Below are 26,144 nucleotides of genomic sequence, written 5' to 3'. Positions count from 1 at the left end.
CCGCCGTCCGCTACTCCTCTTCGGTCTCTCCCGTGTCGCGGACACGGCCGGACAGCCGCTCGTACCGTTGCCGGGCCGCCTGCGGGGTGCCCAGCCCCAGCCCGAAGGCCACCTCGGGCCAGGTCATGCCGCGTCCGCGGGCCATCCGCAGCAGGCCGGCCTCCAGCTCGTCCAGCTCGCCGCGCACCAGCGGCAGCAGGCTCAACGCCGCGGTGATGTCCGCCCGGTCCACCTCCGGTTCGCCCTCTTCGAGCCGTGCCGCCCCGCTCATCAGGAACGCCACCAGCCGTACGGCCTCGTGCGGGCCGAGGACGGACGGATGCCGCTGCCGCGCCCGCTGTTCCTCGGTGGCCGCGTGCCGCTCCGCGACCCGGAACAGCGCCGCGTGCACCCGCTGCGCACGAGCCTGCTGCGCGTCCGGCAGCGGGAAGGGGTCCGTGTCGGGATGCTGTCCGGGCTGTCCGGGCTGTTCGGAGGCCGATGTCATGGAGTCAGCATGGGACCGACACGAAAACACGTCAACGCTTTATTGTGAACGACTTGTTTGCCCGCGTTGATGCCGGCACGGTCGGCGCTGTCACGGAGTGGGCGGGCCGGGGCGCCGTCGTCACCGGCCTTCCGCCGCCGAACGACCCCGGCCCGCCTGGGGCCTCGTTCATCTTCCCCGAGGAACGAGGCGAGTCGATACTGCCCACCGCCCCACGCCCCATGCGTACGACCGCGACGATCACCCGGTCGGCGCAGCCCGCCGAACTGCCCTGCTCCCGCCCTCAGGAGGCGGGTTCGGCCACTCCCGACACCTCGTGCCCGCCGCCCGCGTCCATGTCGCGTTGCCGGGCACCGGCGGCCAGGGCCGGAGCAATCCGGAGCGTGAACCAGACGGTCTTGCCGACGGCGTCGGGGCGCGTGCCCCAGGCGTCGGCGAGGGCTTCGACGAGCATCAGGCCGCGGCCGTTCTCCTCGGCGGTGTCCGCGACCCGGGCCCGGGGCCGGGGCGTACTGCCGTCCACGACCTCCACGCCCAACTCCCGGGCGCTGTACCAGACGCGCAGCGTCAGCGGCCCCCGCGCGTGGCAGACGGCATTGGTCAGCAGTTCCGACGACAGCAGCAGCGCCGTGTCGGCGAGCGTCGCCAGGCCCCACGCCCGCAGGGTACGGAGCAGGAAGCGGCGGCCTTCCGGGACCGAGGACGGCGTGCCGGGCAGGTCCACCGCGGCAGTGTCCAGCGGCGCGGCAGGGAAGCCGACCAACAGGAGGGTGACGTCGTCGGCGTACGTGGCGGTGTCCGGGAGCAGGGTGTGCAGGACGCGGTCGGCGGCCTCCTCCAGGTCCACCGTGGTGGTGAAGACCTCGCCCAGGGTGGCGGTGAGCAGGTCCAGTTGGGTCCCGATGTCGCTGCGCGGCGTCTCCACCAGGCCGTCGGTGTACAGGGCCAGCGTCGTACCGGCCCGCAGGGGCAGGCGGACCTCCTGGTGCGGTACGCCGCCCACGCCGAGGGGGATGCCGGTCGGCACCGGCAGCGCGCCGACCGTCGCGTCCGGGGCGACGAGCCAGACCGGCAGGTGCCCGGCCGAGCAGGCGGTCACCTCGCCGAGTGCCGGGTCGGCTTCCAAGTAGGTGCAGGTGACGAATTGTTCCGGCAGCCCGCGGGTGAACGTGTCGAGCGTCTGGATCAGCTCGCACGGCGGCGTTCCGGCGAGCGCCAGCGCCCGGGCGGCGGAACGGAGCTGGCCCATGACCACGGCCGCGTCCAGGCCGCGCCCCATGACGTCCCCGATGATCACGCCGACCCGTCCGGCGCCCAGGTCGATCAGGTCGAGCCAGTCGCCGCCCACGCCCTGCCCCTGGGTGGAGGGGAGGTAGCGGGTGGCGGCGCGGGCTCCGGGGATCTGCTCGGAGGCGCCCATCAGCCGCAGGGCCAGGGCGATGTGCCGCTGCTGCGCGTACAGTTCGGCGAGTTCCCGCTCGGCCTTCTTGCGGTCGGTGATGTTCCGCATGGTGGAGCAGGCGCCGGTGATGACGCCGTCCCGGTTGCGGATCGGCCACAGGGTCACGTCGACGTCCAGCATCCGGCCGTCGCCGGTGGCCCGGCGGGTCTCGTAGTGCTCGATCCGCTCGCCCCGGCCGATCCGCTCCAGCAGACCGGCCTCCTCGTCCTTCAGCTCCGGCGGGATCAGCAGCCCGGTGTGCTGCCCCACCACCTCCCCGGCCAGGTAGCCGTACATCCGCTGCGCCGCCGTGTTCCAGAAGGTGATCTGGCCGTCGAGCCTCTTGATGAGGATCGCGTCCTGGGACGATTCCACCACCACCGCCAGCTCGTCGCTCCGCACGTCCGCCTTCTTGCGGTCGGTGATGTCCCGGGTGATGGAACAGGCGGCGTGCACGACACCCCGCCGGGAGCGGACCGGCCACAGGGACACGTCCACGTCCAGCACCCGGCCGCCGCTCGTGACCCGCCGCGTCTTGTGGTGCTCGATCCGCTCACCCCGGCCGATCCGCTCCAGCAGACCGGCCTCCTCGTCCTTCAGACCCGGCGGGATCAGCAGCCCGATGTGCCGGCCGACCATCTCCTCGGCCCGGTACCCGTACAACCGCTGCGCCGCCGCGTTCCAGAACGTGACCTGCCCGTCCAGCGTCTTGGTCAGGATCGCGTCCTGCGAACACTCCACCAGCCCCCGGAACAGCTCCTGCTCGCCCGCGCCGTTCCGCGGGGCCTCCACTGCCGTCATCCGTGCCTCACTTCATGACGCATCGACGCCCCGGGCAACGAGAGTGACGACCTCCCGTCACGGCACCCGCAGTCGGCCCGAGTACGCCCCGCCGCCGTGTCCCGCAAACCCTTGCCTGCGAGAGTGCGGATATTGGAGCATGCGCCGTCCAGCGCCATCAGCTTTGTTCGCTTTTGGACAACACTGGACTGCACCTTTCTGCTTTCCCGCCCGGTTGCGCTGGAAATCGTGAGGCAGTCGCACAGCGCAGCCGGACGGCCACCGTCAGCCGGGGAAACGGCAGCGGCCCGGGAGACGGTAGATGTTCTCCGCCCGGATGCCCTCGAAGTCCTCGACGAGGTTGAAGGAGACGCGCTCCCCCGTCGTCAGGGTGCGGGCCGGTTCGTCCCCCTGGATCGCCGAACGGTAGGCGAGGACGTCCGGTCCTCCGCCGGTCTGGGCGACCAGGCCGGCACCTCGTTCGTGGTCGAACCACTTGACGACGCCATGGGGCACAGCAATCACCTCTGTCGGGTGGAGCGGGCGGGACATCCCACGGGTGCCCTCTCACCGGTGGTTAAGGGGGCGCATTCGTGGGCGCACGTAGCTCGGGCCCGGCGCCCGGCACGGCCCGCACCCAGGCGCACGCCGTCCTGGCGCCGGAGTCTGTGCCGGAGCCCGGCCGCCGCAGCGCGGCGATGTCCGTACCGCCCACGGTCCGCAACACCCCCGGCGTGTGAACAGACTGTGTGAACTACTGCGACAAAGGGGAAATAGCTGTCAGGGACGGGGCGTTGCGTGAGTGGTTGCGGCTGCGGCCGGGGCAGCGGTGGACGCGACGCCGTGAGACGTCACGGAGGAAAGCGCGAGACGTCACGGAGGAAAGGCGGAACCCGGTGCAGAGCACGCCGCAGTCGTCCGACGGTATCCCGCGCCGCCCCGGCACCCGCCCCCCTCGATCGAACTGCCCTTGCCGCCGCCGGGCACCATGGGACCGCCCGCGGAGTACGTCCGGCTGCGCCGGGAGTGCCCCGTGGCGCGGCTGCGCGACGAGGACACGCCAAGCTGGTTCCTGACCCGGTACGACGACGTCCGGGCGGTCATCGGGGACGCGCGGCTGATCAGGCCGACCATCAACGGCTGGTCCTTCCAGCCGGAGCAGGACCGGCCGGACGGCCCGGAACTGATCACGATGATGGAGATGGAGGGCCCGCGGCGCAGGGCCCTGCGCAGGGCCCTGTCCGAGGCGTTCAACGCCCGGTCCGTGCGGCGCCGTCTGCCGCGGCTCCGCGCGGACGCCGAGCGGTTGCTGGACACGTTCACCGACGGGGGCCCGCCCGCCGATCTGGTCGCCGGGTACACCGAGCCGTTCCCGCTCCTGGTGATGTGCGAGTCGGTGGGCATTCCGTACGAGGACCGCGACTACTACCTCCCCCTGGCGGACGTGGCACTGGGAGCGCTGCTCACCCTGGCGGAGGCGCGGCGGGTCACCCCGCTGCTGCGGGACTACGTCCGGTCGTTGATCGTCCGAAAGCGGCGGGAGCCCGCCGGCGACATCCTCAGTGATCTGGTCCGCCGGTGTGACCACGGTGAGCTGGACGAGGAGAGCGTGCTGGGCTTCGGGCTGTCGATGCTCGTCGCCGGTTACCGGACCACGACCATGTTCCTGTCCGACGCCGTCGTGGCGCTGCTGGCCGAGCCGGAACAGTACGCCCGCCTGCGGGACGACCGCGCTCTGCTGCCCAGTGCGGTCGAGGAGTTCCTGCGCTACGTACCGGTGATGAACGGTGTGGTGGTGCTGCAGGCCGTCGAGGACTTCGAAGTGGGCGGGCAGACGATCCGGGCGGGGGACGCGGTCCTTCCGGCGCTGGCCTCCGCCAACCTCGACGAGACCGTGTTCACCGCTCCGGAGCGGCTCGACCTGGGCCGGCGGCCGAACCCGCACCTCACGTTCGGCCGGGGCGCGCACAACTGCATCGGCGCGCACCTGGCGCGTGCGGAGCTGACCGTGGGCCTGGAAGCGCTGCTGGACCGCTTCCCGCACCTGCACCTGGCGGCGGGACAGAGCCCCACCTGGGACGACACATCCCCCGCCAAGTCGCCGCTCACCCTGCCGGTCGACTGGTGACGTCCCCGCCGGCGCGGGCGCGCCGCCTCCCGCCCGCCTCGGCCGGTCAGGCCACGCCCGCCGCGTCGAGCAGTGCGGCCGCCGTGGTCACGGCCAGCCCGGCCAGGCTCTCCACCCGTGCCCCGGCGCGCGCGCTCGCGCCGTCGAAGACCAGGGTCAGTTGACGCGCCAGCAGTTCGGGGTCGCGCGCCCCGCCCCGCTCGGCCTCGGCACGGAAGGCGTCGGTCAGATGCCGCTTCACTTCCTCGGCGACGATGCTCGCCGGGTGTCCGGGGTCCTTGAGTTCGACCTGTGCGGCCAGGAAGGGGCAGCCCCGGTAGTCGGCCGTCTCCGCCAGCTTTTCGAGCCGTTCGAAGACGTACAGGATCCGTGTGCGCGGCGGGCCCGCTTCGACGGTACGCAGGGCGAGCTGTTCCTCGTAGGCGGGGGCGCGCCGCCGCAGACTGGCCGCGAAGACCTCGTCCTTGCTGTCGAAGAGCTGGTACATCGAGCGCTTGGAGACCCCGGCCGTCCTGCACAGGGCCTCGACCCCGATGGAGGCGCCCTCGCGGTAGAAGAGTTCGGCCGCCGCGTCGAGCAGCCGGTCCCGGGTGGACGCTGTGCCGGTACTGGACATACGAGGAGAGTACCGCGTCGGTCGCGCCGACCGTGCCGCGTGGAAACTGACCGGTATACCCCCGAGTACAGCACCAGGGCATCCGACGGTCTACGGTTCTCCTGAGGAAACCGATCGGTTTCCTCCGCTGGACGACAGGCGACGGCGTCAGCCGACGCCCCGAGCTGCCGGAGGACACGTGACCGTCACCGTCAAGCACCGCTCCGTGGAAGTCAACGGAGTCACACTGCACATCGCCGAGCAGGGCGAGGGGCCGCTGGTCCTGCTGCTGCACGGGTTCCCGGAGAGCTGGTACTCCTGGCGCCACCAGTTCGGCCCGCTCGCCGCGGCCGGATACCGGGTGGTGGCGCCGGACCAGCGCGGCTACGCCCGCAGCGAGCAGCCCGACGACCCCGACGCGTACAGCCTGCTGCACCTGGCCGGCGACGTGATCGCCCTGATCCACGCCCTCGGCGAGGAACGGGCCGTCGTCGTCGGCCACGACTGGGGCGCGCCCGTCGCCTGGGTGACGGCCATGCTCCGCCCGGATGTCGTACGGGCCGTGGCGGGGCTCAGCGTGCCGCCCATCCTGCCCGCGGGCATGGCACCGCCGGAGGTCACGCGGCGGCTCTACGGAGACGGCTTCTACCAGTGCTACTTCCAGCAGCCGGGCGTCGCCGACGCGGAGCTGGCACGGGACCCGGCCTCGACGTTCCGCCGCATCCTGGCCAGCGGCTCGGGCGACAACCCCGCCACCACCGCTCCGCGCCCCTGGATCGTTCCCGACGGCGTGACCCTCATCGACTCGGTCCCCGAACCGGAGCGACTGCCCGCCTGGCTCACCCCGGACGACATCGACGCGTTCGTCCGCGACTACGCGGGCCACGGGGAGCGGGCGTTCACCGGCCCCCTCAACTGGTACCGGAACATCGGACGGAACAACGAGCTGCTGGCCGCTTTCCGGGGCCGCGGCATCGACCAGCCCGCGCTGTACGTCGGCGGGGACCGCGACATGGTGATGTCGCTGCACGGCATCGGCGAACTCCTCGCCTCGCTCAAGACGGTCGCGCCGAAGCTGCACCGCAGCATCACCCTCCCCGGCTGCGGACACTGGACCCAGCAGGAACGGCCCGCCGAAGTCAACGCCGCGCTGCTCGACTTCCTGGGCCACCTGCCCGGCCCGTCACCGGTCCAGGGCTGACGTCACCCGCTGTCCGGCCGGGTAGTTCCGCCGCCCGTCCGCGCGTCACCCACGGTCCGTTCGCGTCGGCTGAGCCGGCCGCGTCGCACCGTGGACACAGTGCGCGCGGCCGGCGGCGGGGCTCGCCCTCCGCTGCACGGCACAGCCCGGCCTTCTCCCGGGCCCGCCAGGAAGCCCGGCTGGCGACCGGTACGGGGATCAGGGCGGCCGGGGCGTACGGGTGGTCGCGCCAGGTCGCCCGGAGGGGGCCGGTTCATGCGCGGACCGTGTCCCCGCCCCCTCTGTCCCGGATCGCCGATGAGGTGGTCGAAAGTCGTCGTCTCGCCGGTCACCTCGGTGACGGCGGCCAACTCGTCCCGGTGGTCGGGGCAGTCGGCGAACCGGGACCGCTGGACCAGGCCCAGGGCCGGTCGTCGAGGAGGACGAGCAGGTCCTCCGCGAGCTCCTCGTCCCTGGTCACCGGGCAGAAGTCGCGCGCCCCCCGCCGAGGTGTCGCGGTTCGCCACCAGGCCACGTGCGGCTGCGCCGGTCAGTTTCGCAGGACGGGAAGTCCGCTTCGGTGACCCGACGCCATGTGATCATCCGCCGGGCCCCTTCGCCCGGCCCAGCTTCTCCTCCATCCAGGCCACGCCGAAGGCCACCACGTCACGGGCTTCGAAGAGATGACTGTCGGCCGCCCCCACCGTCCCCCTGCGTCCGATGCCCGCGGCGCGCATGTCCCGCCCGATGATGTCGAACGCTTCCGTTCCCTCGGGCACGAGGGCGGAGTAGTCGAACGCCCCGTTCTCCGAGTCGATGTCGTGGAACCGCCGCCAGACCCGCTCCCCGTCGACGAGGATCGGCTGCTCGTAGTCCACGAACCGCTTGCCGGGCGCTTCGGCCAGGGCCTCGGCGTGGTGCAGGAGCGTGAGAGCGTCCAGCGGGGCGCCCAGCAGAAGCACCCGGCCGCCCGTCGCGACCAGCCGCGCCAGCGGGCTGTCGGCGCCGTGCGGGTCGTCCCACGGGTGGTCGGCCATCAACGCGGCGGCCGCCGCGCCGAGCGCCGCGAAGCTCGCGTCGGGGTGGCGGCTGCGGACGGCTCCGGGCATGCGGCGCAGCGCTTCCGGAAGGCGCCCGTTGTTGTGGTCCGCCTCGCTCAGCACGGGGTCGTACGCCGGGTGTTCGGCCCTCAGGGCGTCCTGCCAGGCCTGCGGCCAGGTGGTGAAGTCGTACGGCGGGGCGTCGTTCCAGCCGCAGGTCACCATCAGGGTTCCCCGCTCGCCCACGACGTCGCGGAGGGCGCCGATGACCGTCTCCGGCCCGCCTGCCACGTAGCCGACGGCGGACATCCGCGTATGGAACATCACGGTGTCACCTTCGCCGAGGCCGAGCGCGGTCAGGTCCCGGGCGAGGCGGGCCCGGGTGACCGGGCCGTCGGAGCGCTTGAGCAAGGCGAGTTCGTCCATGGACGGGAAGGTAGCCGTCCCCCACGGTCCGCGGCACCGCATTTCCGCGTCCGCCCCCGGCCGTCCCGGCACGCCGGTCAGTCACCGGACCGCCCGTCCGCGGACGCCTCTCTCCCTTCGCCGCCCCCTTCCCCGTCCCCTCCCTCCGTGTCGGCCCGGGGCAGCACCACGACACCCCACGTGACCATGACCGCTCCGAGCCCTTCGAGGATCAGCCACCAGCCGGTGCGGACCCGCTCCCCGTACACCACGATCCCGAGGGCCAGACTGACCAGCGCCTCACCCAGGGTGAGTGCGGGCTGCGACGCCACCAGCGGGCCGGACTCCATGGCGTTGGCCAGCAGGAACAGTGCGCACGCGCCCGCCGCCACGAAGGCGTACGTCTGCCAGCCGGCGAAGAACGCGCCGGGCCCGTGCCGGTCGAAGGTGTCGGTCGCCGCCTTCATCAGCGTCGCGGTCAGGGCGTAACCGATCGCGGAGGCGGAGCTGAACAGGGCCGCACGGGCCTTGCCCCGGGGCCTCGGCAGGGCGGCCAGCACGCAGGCGGCCATGACGCCCCCGGAGACGAGCAGCGTCAGCACCCACTTCCCGGCGGGCACCTCGGTGCTGCCGCCGGACGGGGCGGCCGCGGCCAGCCCCAGACCGAGGCCGGCGGCCACCATGACCGAGGCCGCCCAGCCGATCGCGGGCAACCGCCGCCGCGCCACCGCACTGGCGACGAGCAGCGTGAACGGCAGCTCGGTGACGAGGATGGGCTGCACCAGCGACAGCGAACCCAGTGTCAGCGCCAGGGCCTGGCACGCCGCGGCGCCGACGATGACGGCGATCCCGCCCAGCCACGCCGGGCTGCGCAACAGGTGCCGGAACAGCCGGACGCTGAAGGCGTCGCCCGGCGGCACCTTGCGGGCCGCGATCCGCTGGAGCACGGTGCCGGTGGCGTTGGCCACGGCCGTCAACAGGGCGAACAGCGCGGAGAGCACAGCTGTCACGGAGGGCTCCTGTTGTCCGGCGCGGGCGGTCACCGGCCGCCGCTGCCCCCACGGTGCCAGACCCGCCGCCCGGCCCGGTACCGCGCCACCGCGAGCCCCGGGTCCGCGCCGCCACGCCCACCGGACGGCCCCACCCGTCCAGCCCGCTGCGGTCTCCGCCACTAGCGACCTGACCTGCAATTATGTGGCCCTTGGGGGCCATCCGGGCAGTTGTGTTGCGCCGGCCGGGGGGTTTCGCCGGTGAATCACCCGTTCGCGGCTTTTTGCGGCTTGATACTTGCTGTGAGGCTGGAAGGACTCATGGTGACCGTCCCCACCACCGAGGAGAGAACTCCATGATTCTGTCCATCTCCGGCGTCGTTCTGCTCGGCATCATCGTTTTCCTGTTCTTCCGCAAGGACGGGCTCAAGGTGTCCCACGCCCTGGTCTGCGCCCTGTTCGGTTTCTACCTCGCGGGCTCCGCGATCGCCCCGAGCATCAAGGCCGGCGGGGCGAGCCTGGCCAACCTCCTGGGCGGCATCAAGCTCTGACCTCCGGTCCGCTCCCCCGCGCCCGTCCGGCGGGCGGCGCCCGGCGGGCGCAGCGGCCTCCGCACGATCCCCCAGGAGATGATGTGGCCCGGCGTCCACTGCCCCGCATCCTGACCGACAGCGCGCCGATCGCGCGCGGGCGCGAGTTCGCGCGTACCGCGGCGGACGGTGCGGCCGACGTGTTCCACCCGCTGATCACCATCAGCCGGGGGCTGCGCCGGCTGCTGGCCGCCGGGCGCCGGCGCTGGTCCGACACGCCCAAGGAGCGGCGCGGCTCGCTGCTGTTCGTCGCCGCCGGCAGCGTCCTGGCGGTGGCGCTCGTCCCGTACGGGCCGGTGCTCGCGCTGGTCACGGTGATGGCGGCGGCAGCCTGGGCGGGCCGGGAGCAGCAGCCGGCCGAGGAGCCCGCCGCCGGTCCGGGGGAAGCGGAGACCGGCCGCCTGCAGGCGCTGTACGAGGCGCTGGTGCCGTACTTCGCGATCGAGGGCGATCCCAGTCCCCTGTACGCCCACGACGGGGACTGGGAGAGCGCCTTCACCGAGTACGCGTTCGACGAGGCCGGGCGCCCGGCCCGGCTGACGCTGCGGTACCCGGCGTACTTCACCGACGGCGACGCGGCGTCCCGGGCCCGTATCGAGCAGGTGCTGTACGCGAAGTCGGGGCGCGGCAGGGAGTACCACTTCGCGTGGGACGAGGAGTCGAACCAGTTGACGCTGACGGTGCTGCCGCCGCTGCCGACCGACATCGCGGCGCAGCGGTTCGTGACGACGCACGGCGAGACGGTCCTCGGTTTCACCGATGCCGGCGCCGTCCAGCGGACGCTGCCGGTGGAGGCCGGCGAGGAGACGCGTGACGTGCCGCCCGTCGTGTGGCGGACCGGCCTGCGGTCGACCGAGCCGCACCTGCTCGTACTGGGGCAGCCGGGCGTCGGCGTGACGACGCTGCTGCGGTCCATCGCGCTGCAAGCGCTGCCGTACGGCGACGTCCTGGTGATCGACGGCGGCGGGACCGGCGAGTACGCGTGTCTGGCGGGGCGGACCGGCGTGATGGGCGTCGAGTCCGGGCTGTCGGGGGCGCTGGCGACGCTGGAGTGGGCGGCGCACGAGACCGAGCGGCGGCTGATCGCCGCCAACCGCGCGCGGCAGGCCGGGCGGCAGGCTCCGGACGACACCCGCTGGCCGCTGTGGATTCTTCTGGACCGGCCCACCGCACTGGCCCACCTCGCGGTGGCCGAGGGGCGGGACGACCCGCAGCACCTGCTGCATGTGCCGTTGCGGCACGGCCGGGCGGCCTACGTCACGGTGGTGGTGGCCGACCAGCTCGACAGTGCCGGACTGCTGAGCGAGCCGGTGCTGACGCACACCCGGGCCAGAGTCGTACTGGGACCGGCCACGCCGGAGGACGTGCAGGCGGTGCTCGGCGCGCCGCCGAACACCACACCGGCCACCGACGTACCGCCGGGGCGCGGCTACGCGCGGCTGGGCACCGGACCGGTGCTCCGCCTCCAGGTCCCGGCCACACCCGACCCGTACGACGACGCCACGAGCGAGACGCACCGGCAGGCCGTACTGGACCTGCTTCCGGAACCCGCGGCTCCGATGGAGGAGGACGCGACCGAAGACCTGAGCGCGGCAGCCGGCCTGGCCAGGTCGGACGGCACGGGCGGGCCGGATGACGCCGTCGCGGGCGGGACGGGGGGCACCGTCCCGGGCCCGGAGGGCAGGACCGGCGTGGGTGGCGCCGTCGGGGTGGACGTCCTGTTCGGCACCGTCGGTCCGGCCGCGCCGTCCGCCCCCGAGGAGATCACCGAGCCGTCCGGGCCGGCACCGGCACACCGCACGGCCGACGCGGGGCGCGCGGAGGGCTGAGCGCGTCGCCGGCAGCACGGCCGGCGACGCCCGCCGAGGCCCGGTCAGCGACCGCGCCTCAGCCACGCCGCCCAGCGACCGGCGCCCCGCCGCACACGGCGCGGGCACTGCTGAAGCGGCCGTCGCCCCACCGCACCCGCCGTCCCGCTCTCGCCGGGACTTTCCCCACGGATGTCCGATGTACGGCCCGGGGCGGCCCCGGGGGGCCGGCACGAATCCGCCGATCAGCAGGATCGATCCGGCTCATGGGCCCCGGCCGACGGCCCTGCCGTGCGCTCCGGCGGGGGCCACTCCCTGGATGTCCGACGCGGACTTCACCGCCCTCGACCTGTGGCCACGGACCGGCGTACCGGCACGAGATGACCGCTGACCACGCCAGGGGCGGGACCGTGCCCGCACCGCCTCACGCCACAAAGCTGTGCGGCGTCTCCACCTCGCCGGCGGCCGTTCCGCTCGCCACGTGCCGGGCGGCGGCGGCCAGTCGGGACGCGGCCTCGTCGGCGACGGCTCCGCTGACGGTGAAGGGCAGCCGGACGAAACCCTCGAACGCGCCGTCCACGCCGAACCGCGGCCCCGAGGGCACCCGTACACCGAGCCGCTCCCCCGCCTCCGCGATCCGCGAGCCGGAGAGGCCGCCGGTGCGTGCCCACAGGGTGAGGCCGCCGTCCGGCACGCTGAACTCCCAGTCGGGCAGGTGGCGTCGGAGCGCGGCGACGATCGCGTCGCGGTTCTCGCGGGCCTGGTCGCGGCGGATCTCCACGGCCTGCTCCCAGCCGTCGCCCTCCAGGAGCGAGACGATGGCGAGCTGTTCGAGGACCGGCGAGCCGAGGTCGGCGAAGGCGCGGGCGGCGACGAGGCTGCGGATGAGGTCGGGGGCGGCCCGTACCCAGCCGATGCGCATCCCCGCCCAGAACGCCTTGCTGACGGAGCCGACCGTGATGACGTTGCTGCCCGCCGGGTCGAAGGCGCAGACGGACCGCGGCATCCCGATGTCGTCCAGGCGGAGTTCGGCCATGGTCTCGTCGACGACCAGGACCGTGCCGGCCGCGCGGGCGGCGTCCACCAGGCGGCGGCGCTGGTCCTCGGTGGCGAGGGTGCCGGTCGGGTTGTGGAAGTCGGCGACGACGTACGCCATACGGGGCGCGGCGTCCCGCATGACCTGGCGCCAGGCCGGGATGTCCCAGCCGGCGAGGCGGTCGGCGAGGGCGACGGGGACGAGCCGGGCGCCGGCGTCGCGCATCAGCTGGAGGATGTTGGCGTACGACGGGGAGTCGACCGCGACCCGTTCGCCGGGCCGGGTGATCTGGCGGCAGATGGCGGCCACCGCGCCCATGGCGCCGGTGGTGACCATGATCTGTTCGGGCATCGTGGGGATGCCGCGGGCGGTGTAGCGGTCGGCGAGCGCCTGGCGCAGGGCCGGCAGGCCGGCCGGGTAGTCGCCGTGGGTGTGCGCGTACAGCGGGAGATGTTCCATGGCGCCCTGCACACCGCGCGTCAGCCAGGGCTCGGGGGCCGGGAGGGCCGCGCAGCCGAGGTCGATCATGGAGCTGGCCGCCTCCGGGGGCAGCGGTTCCAGGCCGCGGGTGGGCAGCGGGTTGCCCGCGGGGACGGCGGTCCAGCTGCCGGAGCCTCGGCGGGACTCCAGGAACCCTTCGGCGCGCAGCGCTTCATAGGCCGCGGCGACGGTGGTGCGGCTCACGGAGAGCGCGGCGGCCAGTTCGCGTTCCGCGGGCAGACGGGCGGCGACCGGCACCCGGCCTTCCAGGACGAGGAGGCGGACGCCGTCCGCGAGGCCGCGGTAGGCGGGGATGCGGCGGCCGGCCGGTGCCACGGCGTCGCGGGTGTCCTGCGACCGGAGCAGCCGGGCGAGTTGCGACGCCCCCACCGCTGAAGTCCACTGCGCCATCGTGAGCAGTCCACCTTTCCCGGATTGGCCCTGGAAACTGATCATCTCCGAGCCACAGAGTGTCACGAGCCAGTCCAATCATGCCAGGAGGGGGAAGATTTTGTTCAGCACCCGGAGGTCCGGCGCCATGGAGGGCGCGAGCGACAGCAAGGCGGACGCGACGTCCGGCCGCCGCGCGGACCCCACGCCCGGTCGGCGACTGCCGCGCCGCCTCGTCCACCTCTACACCGGACTGGTCCTGTACGGCCTCAGCATGGGACTACAGTTGCGCGCCGGACTCGGCCTGGAGCCGTGGAGCGTCCTCAACCAGGGCATTTCCCGGCATACCGGCCTGTCGATCGGCACTGTCACGATCGTCTCCGGCGTACTGATCCTGCTGCTGTGGATTCCGCTGCGGCAGCGTCCCGGGCTCGGGACGGTGTCCAACGTCGTGATCCTCGGCCTCGTCATGGACGCGACGCTCACCCTCGTACCGGAGATCACCACGCTCGCCGCCCGCATCCCCCTGCTCGTCTTCGCGATCCTGCTGAACGGCATGGCGACGGGGCTCTACATCTCCGCCCGCTTCGGGCCCGGCCCGCGGGACGGCCTGATGACCGGCCTGCACCGCCGTACGGGCCGGCCGCTGCGGCTCGTCCGTACCTGCATCGAGGTCGCGGTGCTCACCGTCGGCTTCCTCCTCGGGGGCTCGGTGGGTGTGGGCACCGTGCTGTACGCACTGGCCATCGGGCCGCTGGCCCAGTTCTCGCTGCGCTTCTTCACGATCGGCGGGCAGCGCGGCCGCGTGGTGGCGTCGTCCGAGCCCGTTGCCGCTTCCGCGCCCGCGCCCCGCCCCTGACCCCACGGCCCTCCGCCACCGTCGCAGCCTCCTGGGCGCAACTCCCTTACCCTTGTACCGATTTATCGCCTCACGTCCCCGGCCCCGCCCGCGCCGACTGTTACGCTCCCCCTATCAACCACCCCTCTGACCTGGCCTTTTACTGCCCGGCGACGAGGGGTGCAGCAACCGAGGGGAGCGACTGTGAAGATCGGGATCAACGTCCTCAACTACGGGGAGGGCACCACCCCCGAAAGCATCGAGACGTGGGTGCGCGGCGCCGAGGAGCTGGGCTACCACCTGGCGATGATCTCCGACCATGTGACGCTGCCCCCAGAGGTCGCGGGCGCCTTCCCGCCGCCGTTCTACGACCCGTTCACCACGCTGGCCTGGCTCGCGGGCCGGACCAGCACCATCGAGCTGGGCACGACGGTCGTCGTCCTCCCGTACCGCCACCCCTTGCAGACCGCACGCGTGACCGCGAACCTTGACCGGTTCAGCGGCGGGCGGCTGGTGTTCGGCGTGGGCCTCGGCTGGTCGCAGCAGGAGTACGCGGCGCTCGGCGTCGACTACGCGTCCCGCGGCCGGATCACCGACGAGTACCTCGCCTGCATCAAGGAACACTGGACGCGGCCGGTGGTCTCCTTCCAGGGTGAGCACGTCGCCTACACGGACATCACCACAGGACCCGGCCCGGTCCGCGACCCGCACCCGCCGGTCTGGGTCGGCGGCCTCAGCGACGCCGCGCTGCGCCGGGCCGGGCGGTTCGGGGACGCCTGGCATCCGTACACGCTGGGCGCGGACACGATCCGCGAGCGGCTGCCGGTCCTGGAGGCCGCGGCGGAAGCGGCCGGCCGGCCGACGCCCGCGGTGACACCCCGGATCGCCCTGCACCTCACGGAGCGGCCGGTGGAGTCGGAGTCCCGGCTGCCGGGCCACGGCACGGTCGACCAGGTACGCGCCGACCTGGAGGCGCTGGCGGAGCTGGGCGTCCCGTACGTCGTTCTCGACACGTTCCTGTCCAGCTACGCCGGTCCGGTTCCGCCCGAGGAGAGCCCCCGGCACGACCTCGCCCAGTTGGAGACGGCGGCGGAGCGCATCCTCGATCTTCCGGGTGAGACGCTGCGCTGAGGGCGGCGGGCCGGGGCGGCGGGCGAGGACGGCGGGCGCCCCGGCGCCGTACCGCGCGTGCGCCACGCCGCGCCGCGCAGGGAGCACGCCACGCAGGCAGCACGGCGTACGCCCACCGAGCCGCACCACCGCCGACCGGCCGAGGCCGTGGCCGGTTGCCGACGGCCGGCCGGCCCGTCCTGTATATCCTCTGGCCAATGCGCTCCCAGCAGTTGACCACCCGCGGGTTGCCCGTACGGCACCCCTTCCTCGACCACCCGGCCCCGCTCGCCTTCGCCCACCGGGGCGGCGCCGCGGACGGGCTGGAGAACACCGCCGCGGCCTTCCGGCGCGCGGTGGCGCTCGGCTACCGCTACCTGGAGACCGACGTGCACGCCACGTCGGACGGCCGGCTCGTGGCGTTCCACGACGCCACGCTGGACCGGGTCACCGACCGGGGCGGGGCGATCGGCCGGCTCCCCTGGCAGACCGTCCGCCGGGCCCGGGTGGCGGGCCGGGAGCCACTGCCGCTCTTCGAGGAGCTGCTGGAGGAGTTTCCGCGGGCCCGGTGGAACGTCGACATCAAGGCGGAGGCGGCGCTCCGGCCACTGCTGGACCTGCTGCGCCGTACGGACGCCTGGGACCGGGTGTGCGTCGGCTCGTTCTCGGAGGCCCGCGTCGCGCGGGCCCAGCGGCTGGCCGGCCCGCGGCTGGCGACCTCGCTCGGCACGCGCGGCGTACTGGGGCTGCGGATGCGCTCGTACGGCCGGGGTGTGCCCCTGGACCGGCTGCTGGGGGCTGCGGTCCGGCGCAATGCGGTGTGTGTGCAGGTGCCGGAGCGGCAGTCCGGCATCCGCGTGGTCGATCCACTGCTGATCCGGGCCGCGCACGCGTGGCGTTTGCAGGTGCACGTGTGGACGGTGAATGATCCACGGCAGATGGCGGCCCTGCTGGACCTCGGCGTCGACGGAATCATGACCGACGACATCGGCGCCCTGCGGGAGGTGCTCACCGCCCGGGGGTCCTGGCCCGCGGAGTGAGGCCCGCACCCTCTCGGAAGGGCCGTCCGCACCGCCCTGACGAGCCGTTACCGGAGTGGGGCGGTCGCGCCGAGGGGGACCCTGATTTAGGCGTGGGGGCTGCGGGCCGGTAGTGTACGCCTTTGGCTCACCAGGCGGACCGTTACTGCGCGCTGAACTGTGGAAAGCGCTGGGTGACATCTGCTGCCAGATGTGACAAACCGGGCATTGGTGGGTACAACAAGGGGCGGCACGAAGGAAGGCAGCGGCGCGCAGCGCCTCCATCAGGCGGTGGTGGGCGACGAGTGGGCACATCTCCCGGTGACGGGAATCTTCACCGCCGACCGGACGTTGACCGGATGACGACGACAGCGACACCTGTCCTGTGGGCGACAAGCCCGGGAGGCACGATTCATGAGTGAGCGAGCTCTTCGCGGCACGCGACTTGTGGTGACCAGCTACGAGACCGACCGCGGCATCGACCTGGCCCCGCGCCAGGCGGTGGAGTACGCATGCCAGAACGGACATCGATTCGAGATGCCGTTCTCGGTAGAGGCCGAGATTCCATCCGAGTGGGAGTGCAAGGTTTGTGGTGCACAAGCCCTCCTGGTGGATGGCGATGGCCCTGAGGAAAAGAAGGGCAAGCCCGCGCGTACGCACTGGGACATGCTCATGGAGCGGCGCACCCGCGAGGAGCTGGAGGAAGTGCTGGCCGAACGGCTGGCCGTCCTGCGCTCCGGCACCATGAACATTGCCGTGCATCCGCGCGACAACAACAACAATCGCAAGTCCGCCTGACGAACGGACGCGCGAACGGGCCGGGGCCACTGCACCACGCAGTGGCCCCGGCCCGTTTCCACGTCCGCATGCGGGCCCCGGTGTGCGTCAGGTCACCCCCCACCTGCGGAATCATCCGCGGAGCCGAAGCGCTGCAACGGGTGCGGGTGCCGGTGGGACAGTGTCCCCGGGCCTCACCATGTGCCCGTGGGGACGATCGTTCGGCTGAAGCCCCACGGAGCCTTCCGCCGAGAGGCGACCGCCATCGGTATCCGCACCCTCGGACCGCCCCGGCCGGTTCCCCCCGACTGGCCGGGGCTTCCTCATGCCCGCCTCTCGCCCCCTGCGGACCTCGCCCGCCCGCGCCGCCACACGGCGTGACCGCTCGCACACCTGCTGTACGCCTGCGCGGCCAATCCGCCCTGTTCCGCTCCCAGTTACCGCGCTCAGCGCGTCAGCGGCGGATCCTCACGCCGCGGGGCGGGCCCCTCGTCCTCGCGTACGACCTCACCCTGGACGACCTTGCCGTCCGGCTGGTGCATACGGGCCTGCTGGAAGGCGTCGCCGAGGGAGCCCGGCGTACGGCGCGTCTGGCGGGACAGGAAGCGCTCAGCGCGGCGGTGGAGCAGTTTGCGGGTGGGCGGGAAGAGGCAGAGCAGCCCGGCGACGTCGGTGACCAGGCCGGGGAACATCAGCAGCAGCCCGCCGAGCATCGGCAGCGTGTTCCCGCTGCCCGAGGACGCCCGCTCCCCCGGTTTCGCGGACGCGCCCGAGGAGGCCGCGGGGTCCCCGCCCGCCTGCATGGTCTCCGTGAGGTTCTTCCAGGCCCGCCGGCCCGCGCGCTTGATCACGTACCCGCCGGCGACCACACCGGCCAGCAGCAGCAGAAGCACCGTCAGGCCGCCCGCGGCGTCAGCGACCAGGGTCAGCAGCCAGATCTCCAGCACCAGCCAGGCGGCGATGCCCAAGGGGACGAACCGGCGGGCGCGCGAGCGCTGGGGCGGACGGGACCGGGGCGGCGGCGTGGCTGCGAACGTCATGGTTCAAGTGTGCCTGGCCCCGGCCGCCGCGCCCGCCCGCGGGTGGCCTCCGGGCGCCTCACGCGCCCTCGAAGACGATCAGACAGAACTCGTTGCCCTCCGGGTCGGCGAGGACCGTGGTCGGGCAGCCCGCGTCGTCGAACGGGCCGCGCAGGACCCGGGCGCCCAGGGCCAGCACCCTGCTCAGCCCGGGTTCCATGGCGGGCACCCGCAGGTCGAGGTGCATCCGGTTCTTGCCCTGCTTGGGCTCGGGCACCTGCTGGAGGAGCAGCTCGGGGCCGCGGCCCTCCGGGTCCGTCAGAGCGGTGTAGGGCGGTGTGGTGCGCGTGATCCGGTAGCCGAGGGCCTGGCTCCAGAAGTCCGCCAGCGCCTCCCGGTCGGCACAGTCCAGCACCATGACCAGCTCTTTCGGTGTCACCGCCGCCATCGCCGTCTCCTCCTGCCCTTACCTCTCCGTACGGCCTCTCCGTACGGCCTCTCCGTACGGCCGCTTCCGTACAGCCACTCCGTACGGTCCTGATCACTTCGGAACGCATGTGGCCGCTCCTGTCGGGCACCCGTACCGGACACTCCTACCCGCCCCTCTCACAAGGAGGCCGAACACGATGGACAAGCGCAGCGAGACACCGGAGCAGCGCGGCAGCGCCGTTCCCCGGGACCTGCCGGACCAGCAGGCGGACCCGCACGGCGGCACGCCGGACCCGTGGGAGGGCCGAACCCCGGACGGCGAGGACGACGGGGACGACGGCTCGGAGCACACCGACGTGCCCGACACCGACGTCTCCGGCACGGGCCGCCGCGGCGCGGCGCACGACCGCGACACGCAGGCCGACGACCCGACGCCGGACGAGCCCGCCGACTGATGCGGCGGGCCCGCGCGCCGGGCGGCGCGCTTCCCTGCCGGGCGGTCCGGGAGCCCCGCGGTCCATCGGTTCCGCAGGGCTCCCAGCGCGCTCAGAGCTCCCGCAGCGCGGGTAGCAGCTTCTTCCCCGCCCAGTCGAAGAACTCGCGCTGGTGGCCGCCGCCGACCTGGACCACGGCGACCTCCGTGAAGCCGGCCTCCGCGTACGGACGCACCGCCTCGACGAAGTCGTCCACGTTGTCGCCGCAGGGAATCGTCCCGGCCACGTCCTCCGGCCGGACGAACTGGGTGGCCCCGGCGAACCCGGCCGGGTCCGGCAGCTCGGAATTGACCTTCCAGCCGCCGGCGAACCAGCGGAACTGGTCGTGGGCGCGGCGTACCGCGGCGTCCCGGTCGGGGTCGTAGCAGATGGGAAGCTGGCCCACCCGCGGCTTGCCCTGGCCGCCGTGCTTCTCGAAGGAACTGATCAGCTCACCCTTCGGCTCGGTCGCGATGACCAGGTCGCCGAGACGGCCGGCGATCTCGCAGGACCGCTCCCCCGACACGGCCACCCCGATCGGCGGGGCCTGGTCGGGCAGGTCCCAGAGCTTGGCGGAGTCCACGTCGAAGTGGTTGCCGTGGTAGCTGACGGTGCCGCCTTCGAAGAGCGCCCGGATGATCTCCAGGGCCTCGGTGAACATCTCGTGCCGGGTGGTCTTGCCCGGCCAGCCGCGTCCGACGACGTGCTCGTTGAGGTTCTCGCCCGCGCCCAGGCCCAGGCGGAAGCGGCCGCCGGAGAGCAGTTGCATGGTCGCGGCCTTCTGCGCGACGACCGCCGGGTGGTAGCGCACCGTCGGGCAGGTCACATACGTCATCAGCGGGATGCGGGAGGTGGCCTGCGCCGCCGCGCCCAGCACGCTCCAGGCGTAGGGGGCGTGGCCCTGGGACTCCAGCCAGGGGGCATAGTGGTCGGAGGTCACCGAGAAGTCGAACCCGGTCTCCTCGGCCCGGACGACGTGGTCGACGAGATCACGCGGGCCGGCTTGCTCAGTCATCATCGTGTAGCCGATTTGCACCATATGGCGCGAGTTTCCCGATCATGTGACCGCAAAACTCGGTCGTGGTGATGATGCCCGGCCGGGTCCGGAAGACTCCGCCCGACCGGCCTAGTGTGTGCGCTCGCGAACGTCGGGCGCGCCCGCTGCCGTCGGCCGGGGCCGACAGCAGCCGGGGGCGAGGGCCGGGCCCCTCCCGGGAGCCCGGCGCCCCGCTCTCAGCGTCCGCGGAGCTTGTTCACCCGGGAGCCGACGCCCCAGCCGGTGACCCGCCACAGGGCCTCCACCACGATGTCCTTGCTCATCTTGCTGTCGCCGCGCTCGCGTTCGACGAAGGTGATGGGGACCTCGACGACGTGGAAGCCGCTCTCGACGGCGCGGCGCGCCAGGTCGACCTGGAAGCAGTAGCCCTGCGAGGAGACCTCGTCCAGGCCGAGCCCTTCCAGGGTCTCCTTGCGGAAGGCCCGGTAGCCGCCGGTGACGTCGCGCAGCGGTACGTCCAGCATGGCCCGGCAGTACGTGCTGCCGCCGCGGGAGAGGTACTCGCGGTGCTTGGGCCAGTTGACCACCCGGCCGCCGGGCACCCAGCGGGAGCCGAGCACCAGGTCGGCGCCCTTGAGGGCGGTGAGCAGCCGCGGCAGCTCCTCGGGGCGGTGGGAGCCGTCCGCGTCCATCTCCACCAGGACACCGAAACCGTGCTCGATGCCCCAGCGGAAGCCCGCCAGATAGGCGGCGCCGAGCCCTTCCTTGCCCTTGCGGTGCAGCACCTGGACATGGTCGTCCGCCGCCGCCAGCTCGTCGGCGATCTTGCCCGTACCGTCCGGGCTGTTGTCGTCCGCGACGAGGATGTGCGCCTCGGGCACGGAGGTCCGTACCCGCGAGACGATCGGTTTGATGTTCTCCGCCTCGTTGTAGGTCGGAATGATCACCAAGGTGGTCCCGAGCGGACCGTACTTCCGCTGACCGCCGTCTGTCACTGCTGCCCCTTCTCGTCCTTCGTACGCCCGCGCCGGCCGATGACTGTCGCGGCGACGCAGGACAGAAGCCCCACGATAGCGAGCACCCACTCGGGAATGGCACCGACGCGGTCGGCCACCGTCTTTTCGTCACGCAGCGGCAGGCTCGCCTGCAGCACCCCTCGGGTGAACTCCGGGATCTTGTGGGTGACCGTACCGTCCGGTGCCACCACCGCGCTGATCCCGCTGGTGGCCGCCGTGACGACGGCACGGCCGTGTTCCACGGCGCGCAGCTTGGACATCGCGAGCTGCTGCTCGGGCTGTCCGGTGCGGCCGTAGGTGGCGTTGTTGGTCTGCACGACGAGGGCGCGGGCGCCCGCGTTCACGGTGTCGTGGACGATCTCGTCGTAGGCGACCTCGAAGCAGATGACGTCGCCGAGCCGGGCCGACCCGAGGTCGAGGACGCCGGTGTGGTCGCCGGGGTAGAAGTCGCGCGGCACCCGCTGGAACCGTGTAATGATCTTGCTGAGCTGCTCCCGGAACGGCACGTACTCGCCGAACGGCACCGGGTGCTGCTTGGTGTACGAGGCGCCGGGGCCCTTCTTCGGGTCCCAGACGATGCCCTGGTTGAAGACGTAGCCCGGCTTGTCCGGGTGGTCGACCAGGGCGCCGACGAGGACGGGAACACCGATCGCCTTGACCGCCTCGTCGATACGGTCGTACGCCTGCGGGTAGCGGAACGGGTCCAGGTCCGAGGCGTTCTCGGGCCAGATCACCAGGTCCGGCTTCCTGGCCTTGCCCGCCTTCACGTCGGCGGCCAGTTGCTCCGTGGCGGTGGCGTGGTTGTCCAGGATCTGCATCGGGCGGCCGAGGAAGTCCATGCCGGGCCGCTGCACGTTGCCCTGGACCACGGCGATGTCCACCCGGTCGTCCGCGTCGGTGTGCACCGGGACCAGGAGTCCCGACACCGTGACCGCGGCGGCCAGGCCGACGGCCACCACGGCGGGCAGGGCCGCCCGTACCGACCTGCCGGGCCCGCGGCGCAGCCGCCACAGGACGACGGCCGCCGCGGCCAGCAGAGCGCCGCTCAGGGCGACGGCGAAGGTCACCAGGGGCGCGCCGCCCAGGGCCGCGAGCGAGGTGAAGGGCGAGCCGGTGTTGGCGAAGGCGAGCCGTCCCCACGGGAAGCCGCCGAAGGGCACCCGGTCGCGGACCCACTCCTCGGTGACCCACAGACAGGCGGCCCATACGGGCGCGTACTTCACACGGGAGGTGACGGCGAGGCCCGCACCGAGCAGGACCGTGTACAGAGCCTGCACGAGGGCCAGCCCGAACACCGCGTCCCAGCCGACGACGTGCAGCCACTTCAGCAGCATGAAGAAGAACGGCAGCCCGAACGCGAGCCCGGTCCAGGCACCCTGACGGGCCGTCCTGCCACGGGTGAGCAGGCCGAGGGCCGCGACGCCGACGAGGGACAGCGGCCACAGGTCGAACGGCGGGAAGGCCAGCGCCAGGGCGAGACCGCTCAGCACGGCGAGCACCGTACGCGGCGCCTCGCGGCGGACCAGCGCCGCGAACCGGCGGCCGCGCCCTGGCACGGCTGGTGCGGGGGTGTCGGAGCCCGATGGCACGGTCCCGGCCTTCCTTGCAGGTCGTGCGGTGGTGTCGGGCACGGTCGCGGCCTTCCTTGCAGGTCATGCGGTGGTGTGCAGACCGTACAACGGGGTCGCGCGATTGCGGACCGGGGGTGCCGACAGGTATGAGCTGCGCCGCCCGCGTGCGGCGGGGAAGAGGGAGCGGGCACCGTCCCGCGGTGCGGATCGGGGCCCGGCGCCCTTCGGGCCGACCTGGGACCCGCTGGCTGCGGGTCGACCGAAAGCCGTTGTCTACTGAGCAACCGGGCCCCACCCGGGTCGCACCTTCCCCCTGGCTCTCGGCGAGCAGGGAGGGACCCCCATCCGGACGAAACCTTTCCGTCGTCCCCGTTCCGCAGGTGCTGGACCTGGCTCCCAGTGGCGGAGTGCCGGTACGGCACACCGTCCCATGGCCCAGCTGCGTTCGACGACTGCGCGGAGGTCTCCCGGTCTGACGTCCTGTGGTGGACCCGGCCGAACCTACCGGCCGCCGACCGTCTGCTGTCAACAGTTGCCCGGACCGCGTGGTTTTCGCGTCGCCCCAGGCCGGCGCCCGCTCTCCCAGGTGGGGCAGGCGCCTCCGGGCGCGTCCCGAGGGGGTACGCGCCCGCGTGAAGTCACTCGTTCGGCCGCCCGTACACCGTGCGACCGCCGACCACCGTCCACAGGCAGCCGGGCAGGTCCCGGCCGGGGGTCAGGTCGGGCAGGCCCGGGGTGCCGGAGCGGGGGTCGGTGGACCAGCGCTCGACCCGCTCGTCGGGAGCCTGTACGACGAGGTCGCCGGTGCGCCAGACCGCGTAGTCGGCGGGTGCGCCGGGCACCAGGACGCCCGCGTCGTCGCGGCCGATCGCCCGCCAGCCGCCGCGGGTGTGGGCGGTGAAGGCCGCGCGGGCGGAGATGCCGTGCTCGCGGGTGCGGTGGAAGACGGCGGCCCGCACGGTGCCCCACGGGTCCAGCGGGGTGACGGGGCTGTCGGAGCCGAGAGCGAGCGGGACGCCGGCCCGCAGCAGCGCGGCGTACGGGTTGAGGGTGCGGGCGCGCCCGGCGCCGAGCCGGGTGGCGTACATGCCGTCCTCGCCGCCCCAGGCCGCGTCGAAGGCGGGCTGTACGGAAGCGGTGAGGGCGAACTCGGCGAAGGCCGCGACGGTGGCCTCGGTGAGCATCTCGGCATGCTCCACGCGGTGCCGGGCGGCCCGGATCCGGCCCAGGCCGACGCGGTCGGCGGCGGCCCGTACGCCGTCGGTGACGGCGGTCAGCGCGGCGTCGCCGATGGCGTGGAACCCGGCCTGGAGGCCGGCCTCGGTGCAGGCCGCGACGTGGGCGGCGACCGCGTCGGCGTCCAGATGGGCGGTGCCGGTGTGGCCGGCGTCGGCGTACGGGGCGTGCAGGTGGGCGGTGTGCGAGCCGAGGGAGCCGTCGGCGAAGAGGTCACCGGCGGCGCCGATCGCGCCGAGGGCGCGAATCCGGTCGGCGTCCTTTGCGCTCGTGACGGTCTCGGCCCAGTAGCCGACGACGCGCGGCCCTGGCCCGTGTGCGGCGCGGGCCAGCAGGGCGGTGAGGTCGTCCTCGCTGGAGATGTCGGGCCCCGCGCACTCGTGGAGGGTGCCGATGCCCCGGGAGGCCGCGTGGGCCAGGGCCGCGGCCTGGGCGGCGTCGCGCTGGGCGGGGGTGACGGTGGCGTACGCGGCGGCCCGCACGGCGTGGTGCGCGTCGCCGGTCAGCGGCTGCTCGGCATGGAATCCGGGCAGGTCACGGATGCCGGGGACGAGGTCGAGGAGGGCGGTGGTGACGACCGCGGAGTGCACGTCGACCCGGGTCAGGTAGAGCGGGCGGCCGCCGGTGGCCGCGTCCAGCTCGGCGCGGGACGGCGGCCGGCCCTCGGGCCAGGCGGCGGCGTCCCAGCCGTGCCCCAGGAGGATCCGGTCGGCCGGGCGGGCTGCCGCGTACTCCCGTACCCGGGCCAGCGCGTCCGGGAGCGCACGGGCTGCGGACAGGTCCAGGCCGGTGAGTGCGAGGCCGGTGGCCGTCGTGTGCACGTGTGCGTCCGTGAATGCGGGGGTGACGAGCGCGCCGTCGAGGTGGACGACCTCGTCCACGCCGTCGGCGAAGGAGTCGGCGGCGCCCTCCTCGCCCACCCAGGCGATGCTGTCGCCCTCGACCACCATGGCGGTGGCGAAGGGGTCGGCGGGACTGTGGACCTCTCCACCGCGCAGCAGGACGGTACGGGGCCGGGCCGGGCCGGGGGTGCGCTCACTCATAGCGGACAGTTTGGCCCCTGCGGGCGGCGGGCCCGCGCGCGGGGTCAGGATCTTGACGCGCGGCGCCCGCGCGCCGGAGCGTCCTGGGCCCGGCGCACGCCCGGGGCACACGCCTCGGGCGCCCCGGGCGGGTGCCGGTGCGCGCCGGACGGGTGCCCGTGCGCCCCGGCGGGCGTCAGATGCGCGGCGGCCGGGCCTCGTACGGCGTGGAGAGCACGACCGTGGTCCGGGTGGAGACCCCGGCCAGCGTGCGGATACGGGTCAGCAGGTGTTCCAGCTCCAGGGGCGTGGCCACCCGCACCTTCAGGATGTAGTTCTCGTCACCCGCGACGCTGTGACACGCCTCCAGCTCGGGCACCTCGGCCAGACGGTCGGCGATGTCGTCCGGGGCGCTGGGGTCGAAGGGTTTCACCGAGATGAACGCGGTCAACGGCAGCCCCACCGCCTCCGGGTCCACGATGGCGGCATAGCCGCGAATGACACCGCGCTGCTCCAGGCGGCGCACCCGCTGGTGCACCGCCGAAGTGGACAGGCCGGTGGCCTTGCCCAGGTCGGTGTAGCTCATCCGCCCGTCCTTGACGAGCAGATCCACGATTTGTCGGTCCAACTCCTCCACCCGATCAACCTACTGTGCTCGGGCGCGTGTGCGCACCGTACGCCGGATCGTGGACGCGCCCGCGCTGCCCGTGTGACCAACGCCACACGTGTGCCCCCGTATCCTGCGGGGCTAGGCGATTATGCGCGGGGCATGAGGGGAATTGCTGGTCTTGGCCGAGCCGCCCGTCACAGGAAGCCGGCGGCCCGTACGGCCCACCCGAGGGGGATGACCATCATGCGACGTCTGAAGACCGAATCCGTGCCGCTCGGCCTCGATGCCCAGGAGGACGACGGTCCCGGCTTCGCCGGCGAGGACGATCCGTACGACTCCTTCGAGACCATGGAGATCTTCCGGGTGACCTGCCCGGACTGCGCCCAGCCGATCGCGATGCTGGCCGACGAGGACACCCTGCCCGAGCACGCGCTGTGCCCGACGCCCTGGAACCCGTTCTGCCTGTCGGTGTGCGAGGGCTCGGGGCGGCCGGTGGCCGACGCTCCCGCGGCGGACGACTCGCTGGAGGCCCAGGAGCAGGACGCCGGCGTGCTGCTGACCCTGCCGGAGGGGCTGGACTGGCGCCGGCAGCCGTTCTCGCACGTGGGCGGGCCGGGTACGCGGCCGACACGCGTGCCCCGGATGCGCCGGCCCTGAGGCCCGCGTCCGTCCGGCGGG

Annotated in this window: 25 protein-coding genes; 11 read left to right on the top strand and 14 right to left on the bottom strand. The window is 73.2% G+C overall.

The genetic code is table 11. From position 1 onward, the window contains the following. Nucleotides 1-10: 10 nt before the first annotated feature. The 3 genes from ACZ4QV_RS25825 to ACZ4QV_RS25815 form a co-directional block, all read right to left on the bottom strand. Complete coding sequence (locus ACZ4QV_RS25825) at nt 11-487, bottom strand: DNA-binding protein (RefSeq protein WP_467763462.1); 477 nt, start codon at nt 485-487, stop codon at nt 11-13. A 283-nt stretch (nt 488-770) separates the two neighbouring features. Beyond that, a complete protein-coding gene (locus tag ACZ4QV_RS25820; protein WP_467763461.1) occupies nt 771-2,729 on the bottom strand; it encodes a SpoIIE family protein phosphatase in 1,959 nt (652 codons plus the stop codon). 264 nt (nt 2,730-2,993) lie between these two features. Beyond that, nucleotides 2,994-3,224 (bottom strand): cold-shock protein, encoded by a 231-nt coding sequence (locus ACZ4QV_RS25815; protein WP_361153720.1) that lies wholly within the window; start codon nt 3,222-3,224, stop codon nt 2,994-2,996. Between the two features lie 77 nt (nt 3,225-3,301). On the opposite strand from ACZ4QV_RS25815, the gene ACZ4QV_RS25810 reads away from it, so the two are divergent. After that, nucleotides 3,302-3,448, top strand: a complete 147-nt coding sequence (locus ACZ4QV_RS25810; protein WP_467763460.1) for a hypothetical protein — start codon at nt 3,302-3,304, stop codon at nt 3,446-3,448. A gap of 248 nt (nt 3,449-3,696) precedes the next feature. Continuing rightward, nucleotides 3,697-4,836: a cytochrome P450 gene (locus ACZ4QV_RS25805; RefSeq protein WP_467763459.1), complete on the top strand. Its 1,140-nt coding sequence runs from the start codon at nt 3,697-3,699 to the stop codon at nt 4,834-4,836. A gap of 46 nt (nt 4,837-4,882) precedes the next feature. Here the strand turns inward: ACZ4QV_RS25805 and ACZ4QV_RS25800 are convergent, their stop codons facing one another. Further along, entirely contained in the window at nt 4,883-5,452 is a 570-nt protein-coding gene (locus ACZ4QV_RS25800; RefSeq protein WP_361153726.1) for a TetR/AcrR family transcriptional regulator, read from the bottom strand. A 178-nt stretch (nt 5,453-5,630) separates the two neighbouring features. Between ACZ4QV_RS25800 and ACZ4QV_RS25795 the strand changes: the two genes are divergently transcribed. Beyond that, nucleotides 5,631-6,632 (top strand): alpha/beta fold hydrolase, encoded by a 1,002-nt coding sequence (locus tag ACZ4QV_RS25795; protein ID WP_361153729.1) that lies wholly within the window; start codon nt 5,631-5,633, stop codon nt 6,630-6,632. A gap of 578 nt (nt 6,633-7,210) precedes the next feature. Here ACZ4QV_RS25795 and aac(3) read toward each other — a convergent pair. Further along, on the bottom strand, nt 7,211-8,077 hold the full coding sequence (aac(3), locus tag ACZ4QV_RS25790; RefSeq protein WP_467763458.1) for an aminoglycoside 3-N-acetyltransferase: 867 nt from the start codon (nt 8,075-8,077) through the stop codon (nt 7,211-7,213). A 77-nt stretch (nt 8,078-8,154) separates the two neighbouring features. Next, entirely contained in the window at nt 8,155-9,066 is a 912-nt protein-coding gene (locus tag ACZ4QV_RS25785) for a DMT family transporter (protein WP_467763457.1), read from the bottom strand. A gap of 335 nt (nt 9,067-9,401) precedes the next feature. Between ACZ4QV_RS25785 and ACZ4QV_RS25780 the strand changes: the two genes are divergently transcribed. Further along, nucleotides 9,402-9,596: a hypothetical protein gene (locus ACZ4QV_RS25780; protein WP_030019622.1), complete on the top strand. Its 195-nt coding sequence runs from the start codon at nt 9,402-9,404 to the stop codon at nt 9,594-9,596. Between the two features lie 83 nt (nt 9,597-9,679). Continuing rightward, nucleotides 9,680-11,464, top strand: a complete 1,785-nt coding sequence (locus ACZ4QV_RS25775; RefSeq protein WP_361637395.1) for an ABC transporter ATP-binding protein — start codon at nt 9,680-9,682, stop codon at nt 11,462-11,464. Between the two features lie 403 nt (nt 11,465-11,867). Here the strand turns inward: ACZ4QV_RS25775 and ACZ4QV_RS25770 are convergent, their stop codons facing one another. Next, a complete protein-coding gene (locus ACZ4QV_RS25770; RefSeq protein ID WP_361153739.1) occupies nt 11,868-13,370 on the bottom strand; it encodes an SCO1417 family PLP biosynthesis transcription factor in 1,503 nt (500 codons plus the stop codon). 127 nt (nt 13,371-13,497) lie between these two features. Here ACZ4QV_RS25770 and yczE point away from each other — a divergent pair, with 127 nt between their 5' ends. The 4 genes from yczE to ACZ4QV_RS25750 all read left to right on the top strand — a co-directional run bounded on the left by yczE (nt 13,498) and on the right by ACZ4QV_RS25750 (nt 17,114). Continuing rightward, nucleotides 13,498-14,208 carry a membrane protein YczE gene (gene yczE / locus ACZ4QV_RS25765; protein ID WP_361154000.1) on the top strand — a complete coding sequence of 237 codons (711 nt, stop codon included), beginning with the start codon at nt 13,498-13,500 and terminating at the stop codon, nt 14,206-14,208. Between the two features lie 183 nt (nt 14,209-14,391). Further along, entirely contained in the window at nt 14,392-15,318 is a 927-nt protein-coding gene (locus ACZ4QV_RS25760) for an LLM class F420-dependent oxidoreductase (protein WP_361153742.1), read from the top strand. 197 nt (nt 15,319-15,515) lie between these two features. After that, nucleotides 15,516-16,337 carry a glycerophosphodiester phosphodiesterase family protein gene (locus tag ACZ4QV_RS25755; RefSeq protein WP_361153744.1) on the top strand — a complete coding sequence of 274 codons (822 nt, stop codon included), beginning with the start codon at nt 15,516-15,518 and terminating at the stop codon, nt 16,335-16,337. 393 nt (nt 16,338-16,730) lie between these two features. Continuing rightward, nucleotides 16,731-17,114, top strand: a complete 384-nt coding sequence (locus tag ACZ4QV_RS25750; protein ID WP_031000331.1) for an RNA polymerase-binding protein RbpA — start codon at nt 16,731-16,733, stop codon at nt 17,112-17,114. Between the two features lie 425 nt (nt 17,115-17,539). On the opposite strand, the gene fxsA is transcribed toward ACZ4QV_RS25750, so the two are convergent. After that, nucleotides 17,540-18,133 (bottom strand): FxsA family membrane protein, encoded by a 594-nt coding sequence (gene fxsA, locus ACZ4QV_RS25745; RefSeq protein ID WP_361153747.1) that lies wholly within the window; start codon nt 18,131-18,133, stop codon nt 17,540-17,542. Nucleotides 18,134-18,191: 58 nt separating this feature from the next. Further along, a complete protein-coding gene (locus ACZ4QV_RS25740; RefSeq protein WP_361587850.1) occupies nt 18,192-18,560 on the bottom strand; it encodes a VOC family protein in 369 nt (122 codons plus the stop codon). A gap of 178 nt (nt 18,561-18,738) precedes the next feature. On the opposite strand from ACZ4QV_RS25740, the gene ACZ4QV_RS25735 reads away from it, so the two are divergent. Then, a complete protein-coding gene (locus tag ACZ4QV_RS25735) occupies nt 18,739-18,996 on the top strand; it encodes a hypothetical protein (protein WP_361153753.1) in 258 nt (85 codons plus the stop codon). 91 nt (nt 18,997-19,087) lie between these two features. On the opposite strand, the gene ACZ4QV_RS25730 is transcribed toward ACZ4QV_RS25735, so the two are convergent. From ACZ4QV_RS25730 to ACZ4QV_RS25710, 5 genes are all read right to left on the bottom strand, one after another. Then, a complete protein-coding gene (locus ACZ4QV_RS25730; protein WP_361153755.1) occupies nt 19,088-20,053 on the bottom strand; it encodes an LLM class F420-dependent oxidoreductase in 966 nt (321 codons plus the stop codon). A 194-nt stretch (nt 20,054-20,247) separates the two neighbouring features. Then, nucleotides 20,248-21,006 carry a polyprenol monophosphomannose synthase gene (locus ACZ4QV_RS25725; RefSeq protein ID WP_361153757.1) on the bottom strand — a complete coding sequence of 253 codons (759 nt, stop codon included), beginning with the start codon at nt 21,004-21,006 and terminating at the stop codon, nt 20,248-20,250. Continuing rightward, the gene (gene lnt, locus ACZ4QV_RS25720; protein ID WP_361153760.1) at nt 21,003-22,616 is read right to left on the bottom strand and encodes an apolipoprotein N-acyltransferase; all 1,614 of its coding nucleotides are present in this window, start codon (nt 22,614-22,616) and stop codon (nt 21,003-21,005) included. The genes ACZ4QV_RS25725 and lnt overlap by 4 nt, the downstream gene beginning before the upstream one ends. A 620-nt stretch (nt 22,617-23,236) precedes the next feature. Then, on the bottom strand, nt 23,237-24,877 hold the full coding sequence (locus ACZ4QV_RS25715) for an amidohydrolase (RefSeq protein WP_361153763.1): 1,641 nt from the start codon (nt 24,875-24,877) through the stop codon (nt 23,237-23,239). Nucleotides 24,878-25,052: 175 nt separating this feature from the next. Then, a complete protein-coding gene (locus ACZ4QV_RS25710; RefSeq protein WP_026170119.1) occupies nt 25,053-25,493 on the bottom strand; it encodes an Lrp/AsnC family transcriptional regulator in 441 nt (146 codons plus the stop codon). A 207-nt stretch (nt 25,494-25,700) separates the two neighbouring features. On the opposite strand from ACZ4QV_RS25710, the gene ACZ4QV_RS25705 reads away from it, so the two are divergent. Then, nucleotides 25,701-26,123 (top strand): hypothetical protein, encoded by a 423-nt coding sequence (locus ACZ4QV_RS25705; protein ID WP_361153765.1) that lies wholly within the window; start codon nt 25,701-25,703, stop codon nt 26,121-26,123. Nucleotides 26,124-26,144 lie beyond the last annotated feature (21 nt).

The organism is Streptomyces sp. NPDC026394 (genome assembly GCF_055567735.1).
This window is presented reverse-complemented; position numbering and strand designations above follow the sequence as displayed.

Bases quoted from the DNA above. Each gene is read 5' to 3' on its own strand.
- ACZ4QV_RS25800 (WP_361153726.1), bottom strand. From the start codon at position 5,452: ATGTCCAGTACCGGCACAGCGTCCACCCGGGACCGGCTGCTCGACGCG.
- ACZ4QV_RS25770 (WP_361153739.1), bottom strand. From the start codon at position 13,370: ATGGCGCAGTGGACTTCAGCGGTGGGGGCGTCGCAACTCGCCCGGCTG.
- ACZ4QV_RS25780 (WP_030019622.1), top strand. From the start codon at position 9,402: ATGATTCTGTCCATCTCCGGCGTCGTTCTGCTCGGCATCATCGTTTTC.
- ACZ4QV_RS25820 (WP_467763461.1), bottom strand. From the start codon at position 2,729: ATGACGGCAGTGGAGGCCCCGCGGAACGGCGCGGGCGAGCAGGAGCTG.
- ACZ4QV_RS25730 (WP_361153755.1), bottom strand. From the start codon at position 20,053: ATGGTGCAAATCGGCTACACGATGATGACTGAGCAAGCCGGCCCGCGT.
- ACZ4QV_RS25750 (WP_031000331.1), top strand. From the start codon at position 16,731: ATGAGTGAGCGAGCTCTTCGCGGCACGCGACTTGTGGTGACCAGCTAC.
- ACZ4QV_RS25755 (WP_361153744.1), top strand. From the start codon at position 15,516: ATGCGCTCCCAGCAGTTGACCACCCGCGGGTTGCCCGTACGGCACCCC.
- ACZ4QV_RS25825 (WP_467763462.1), bottom strand. From the start codon at position 487: ATGACATCGGCCTCCGAACAGCCCGGACAGCCCGGACAGCATCCCGAC.
- fxsA (WP_361153747.1), bottom strand. From the start codon at position 18,133: ATGACGTTCGCAGCCACGCCGCCGCCCCGGTCCCGTCCGCCCCAGCGC.
- yczE (WP_361154000.1), top strand. From the start codon at position 13,498: ATGGAGGGCGCGAGCGACAGCAAGGCGGACGCGACGTCCGGCCGCCGC.
- ACZ4QV_RS25715 (WP_361153763.1), bottom strand. From the start codon at position 24,877: ATGAGTGAGCGCACCCCCGGCCCGGCCCGGCCCCGTACCGTCCTGCTG.
- ACZ4QV_RS25805 (WP_467763459.1), top strand. From the start codon at position 3,697: ATGGGACCGCCCGCGGAGTACGTCCGGCTGCGCCGGGAGTGCCCCGTG.
- ACZ4QV_RS25705 (WP_361153765.1), top strand. From the start codon at position 25,701: ATGACCATCATGCGACGTCTGAAGACCGAATCCGTGCCGCTCGGCCTC.
- ACZ4QV_RS25740 (WP_361587850.1), bottom strand. From the start codon at position 18,560: ATGGCGGCGGTGACACCGAAAGAGCTGGTCATGGTGCTGGACTGTGCC.
- ACZ4QV_RS25735 (WP_361153753.1), top strand. From the start codon at position 18,739: ATGGACAAGCGCAGCGAGACACCGGAGCAGCGCGGCAGCGCCGTTCCC.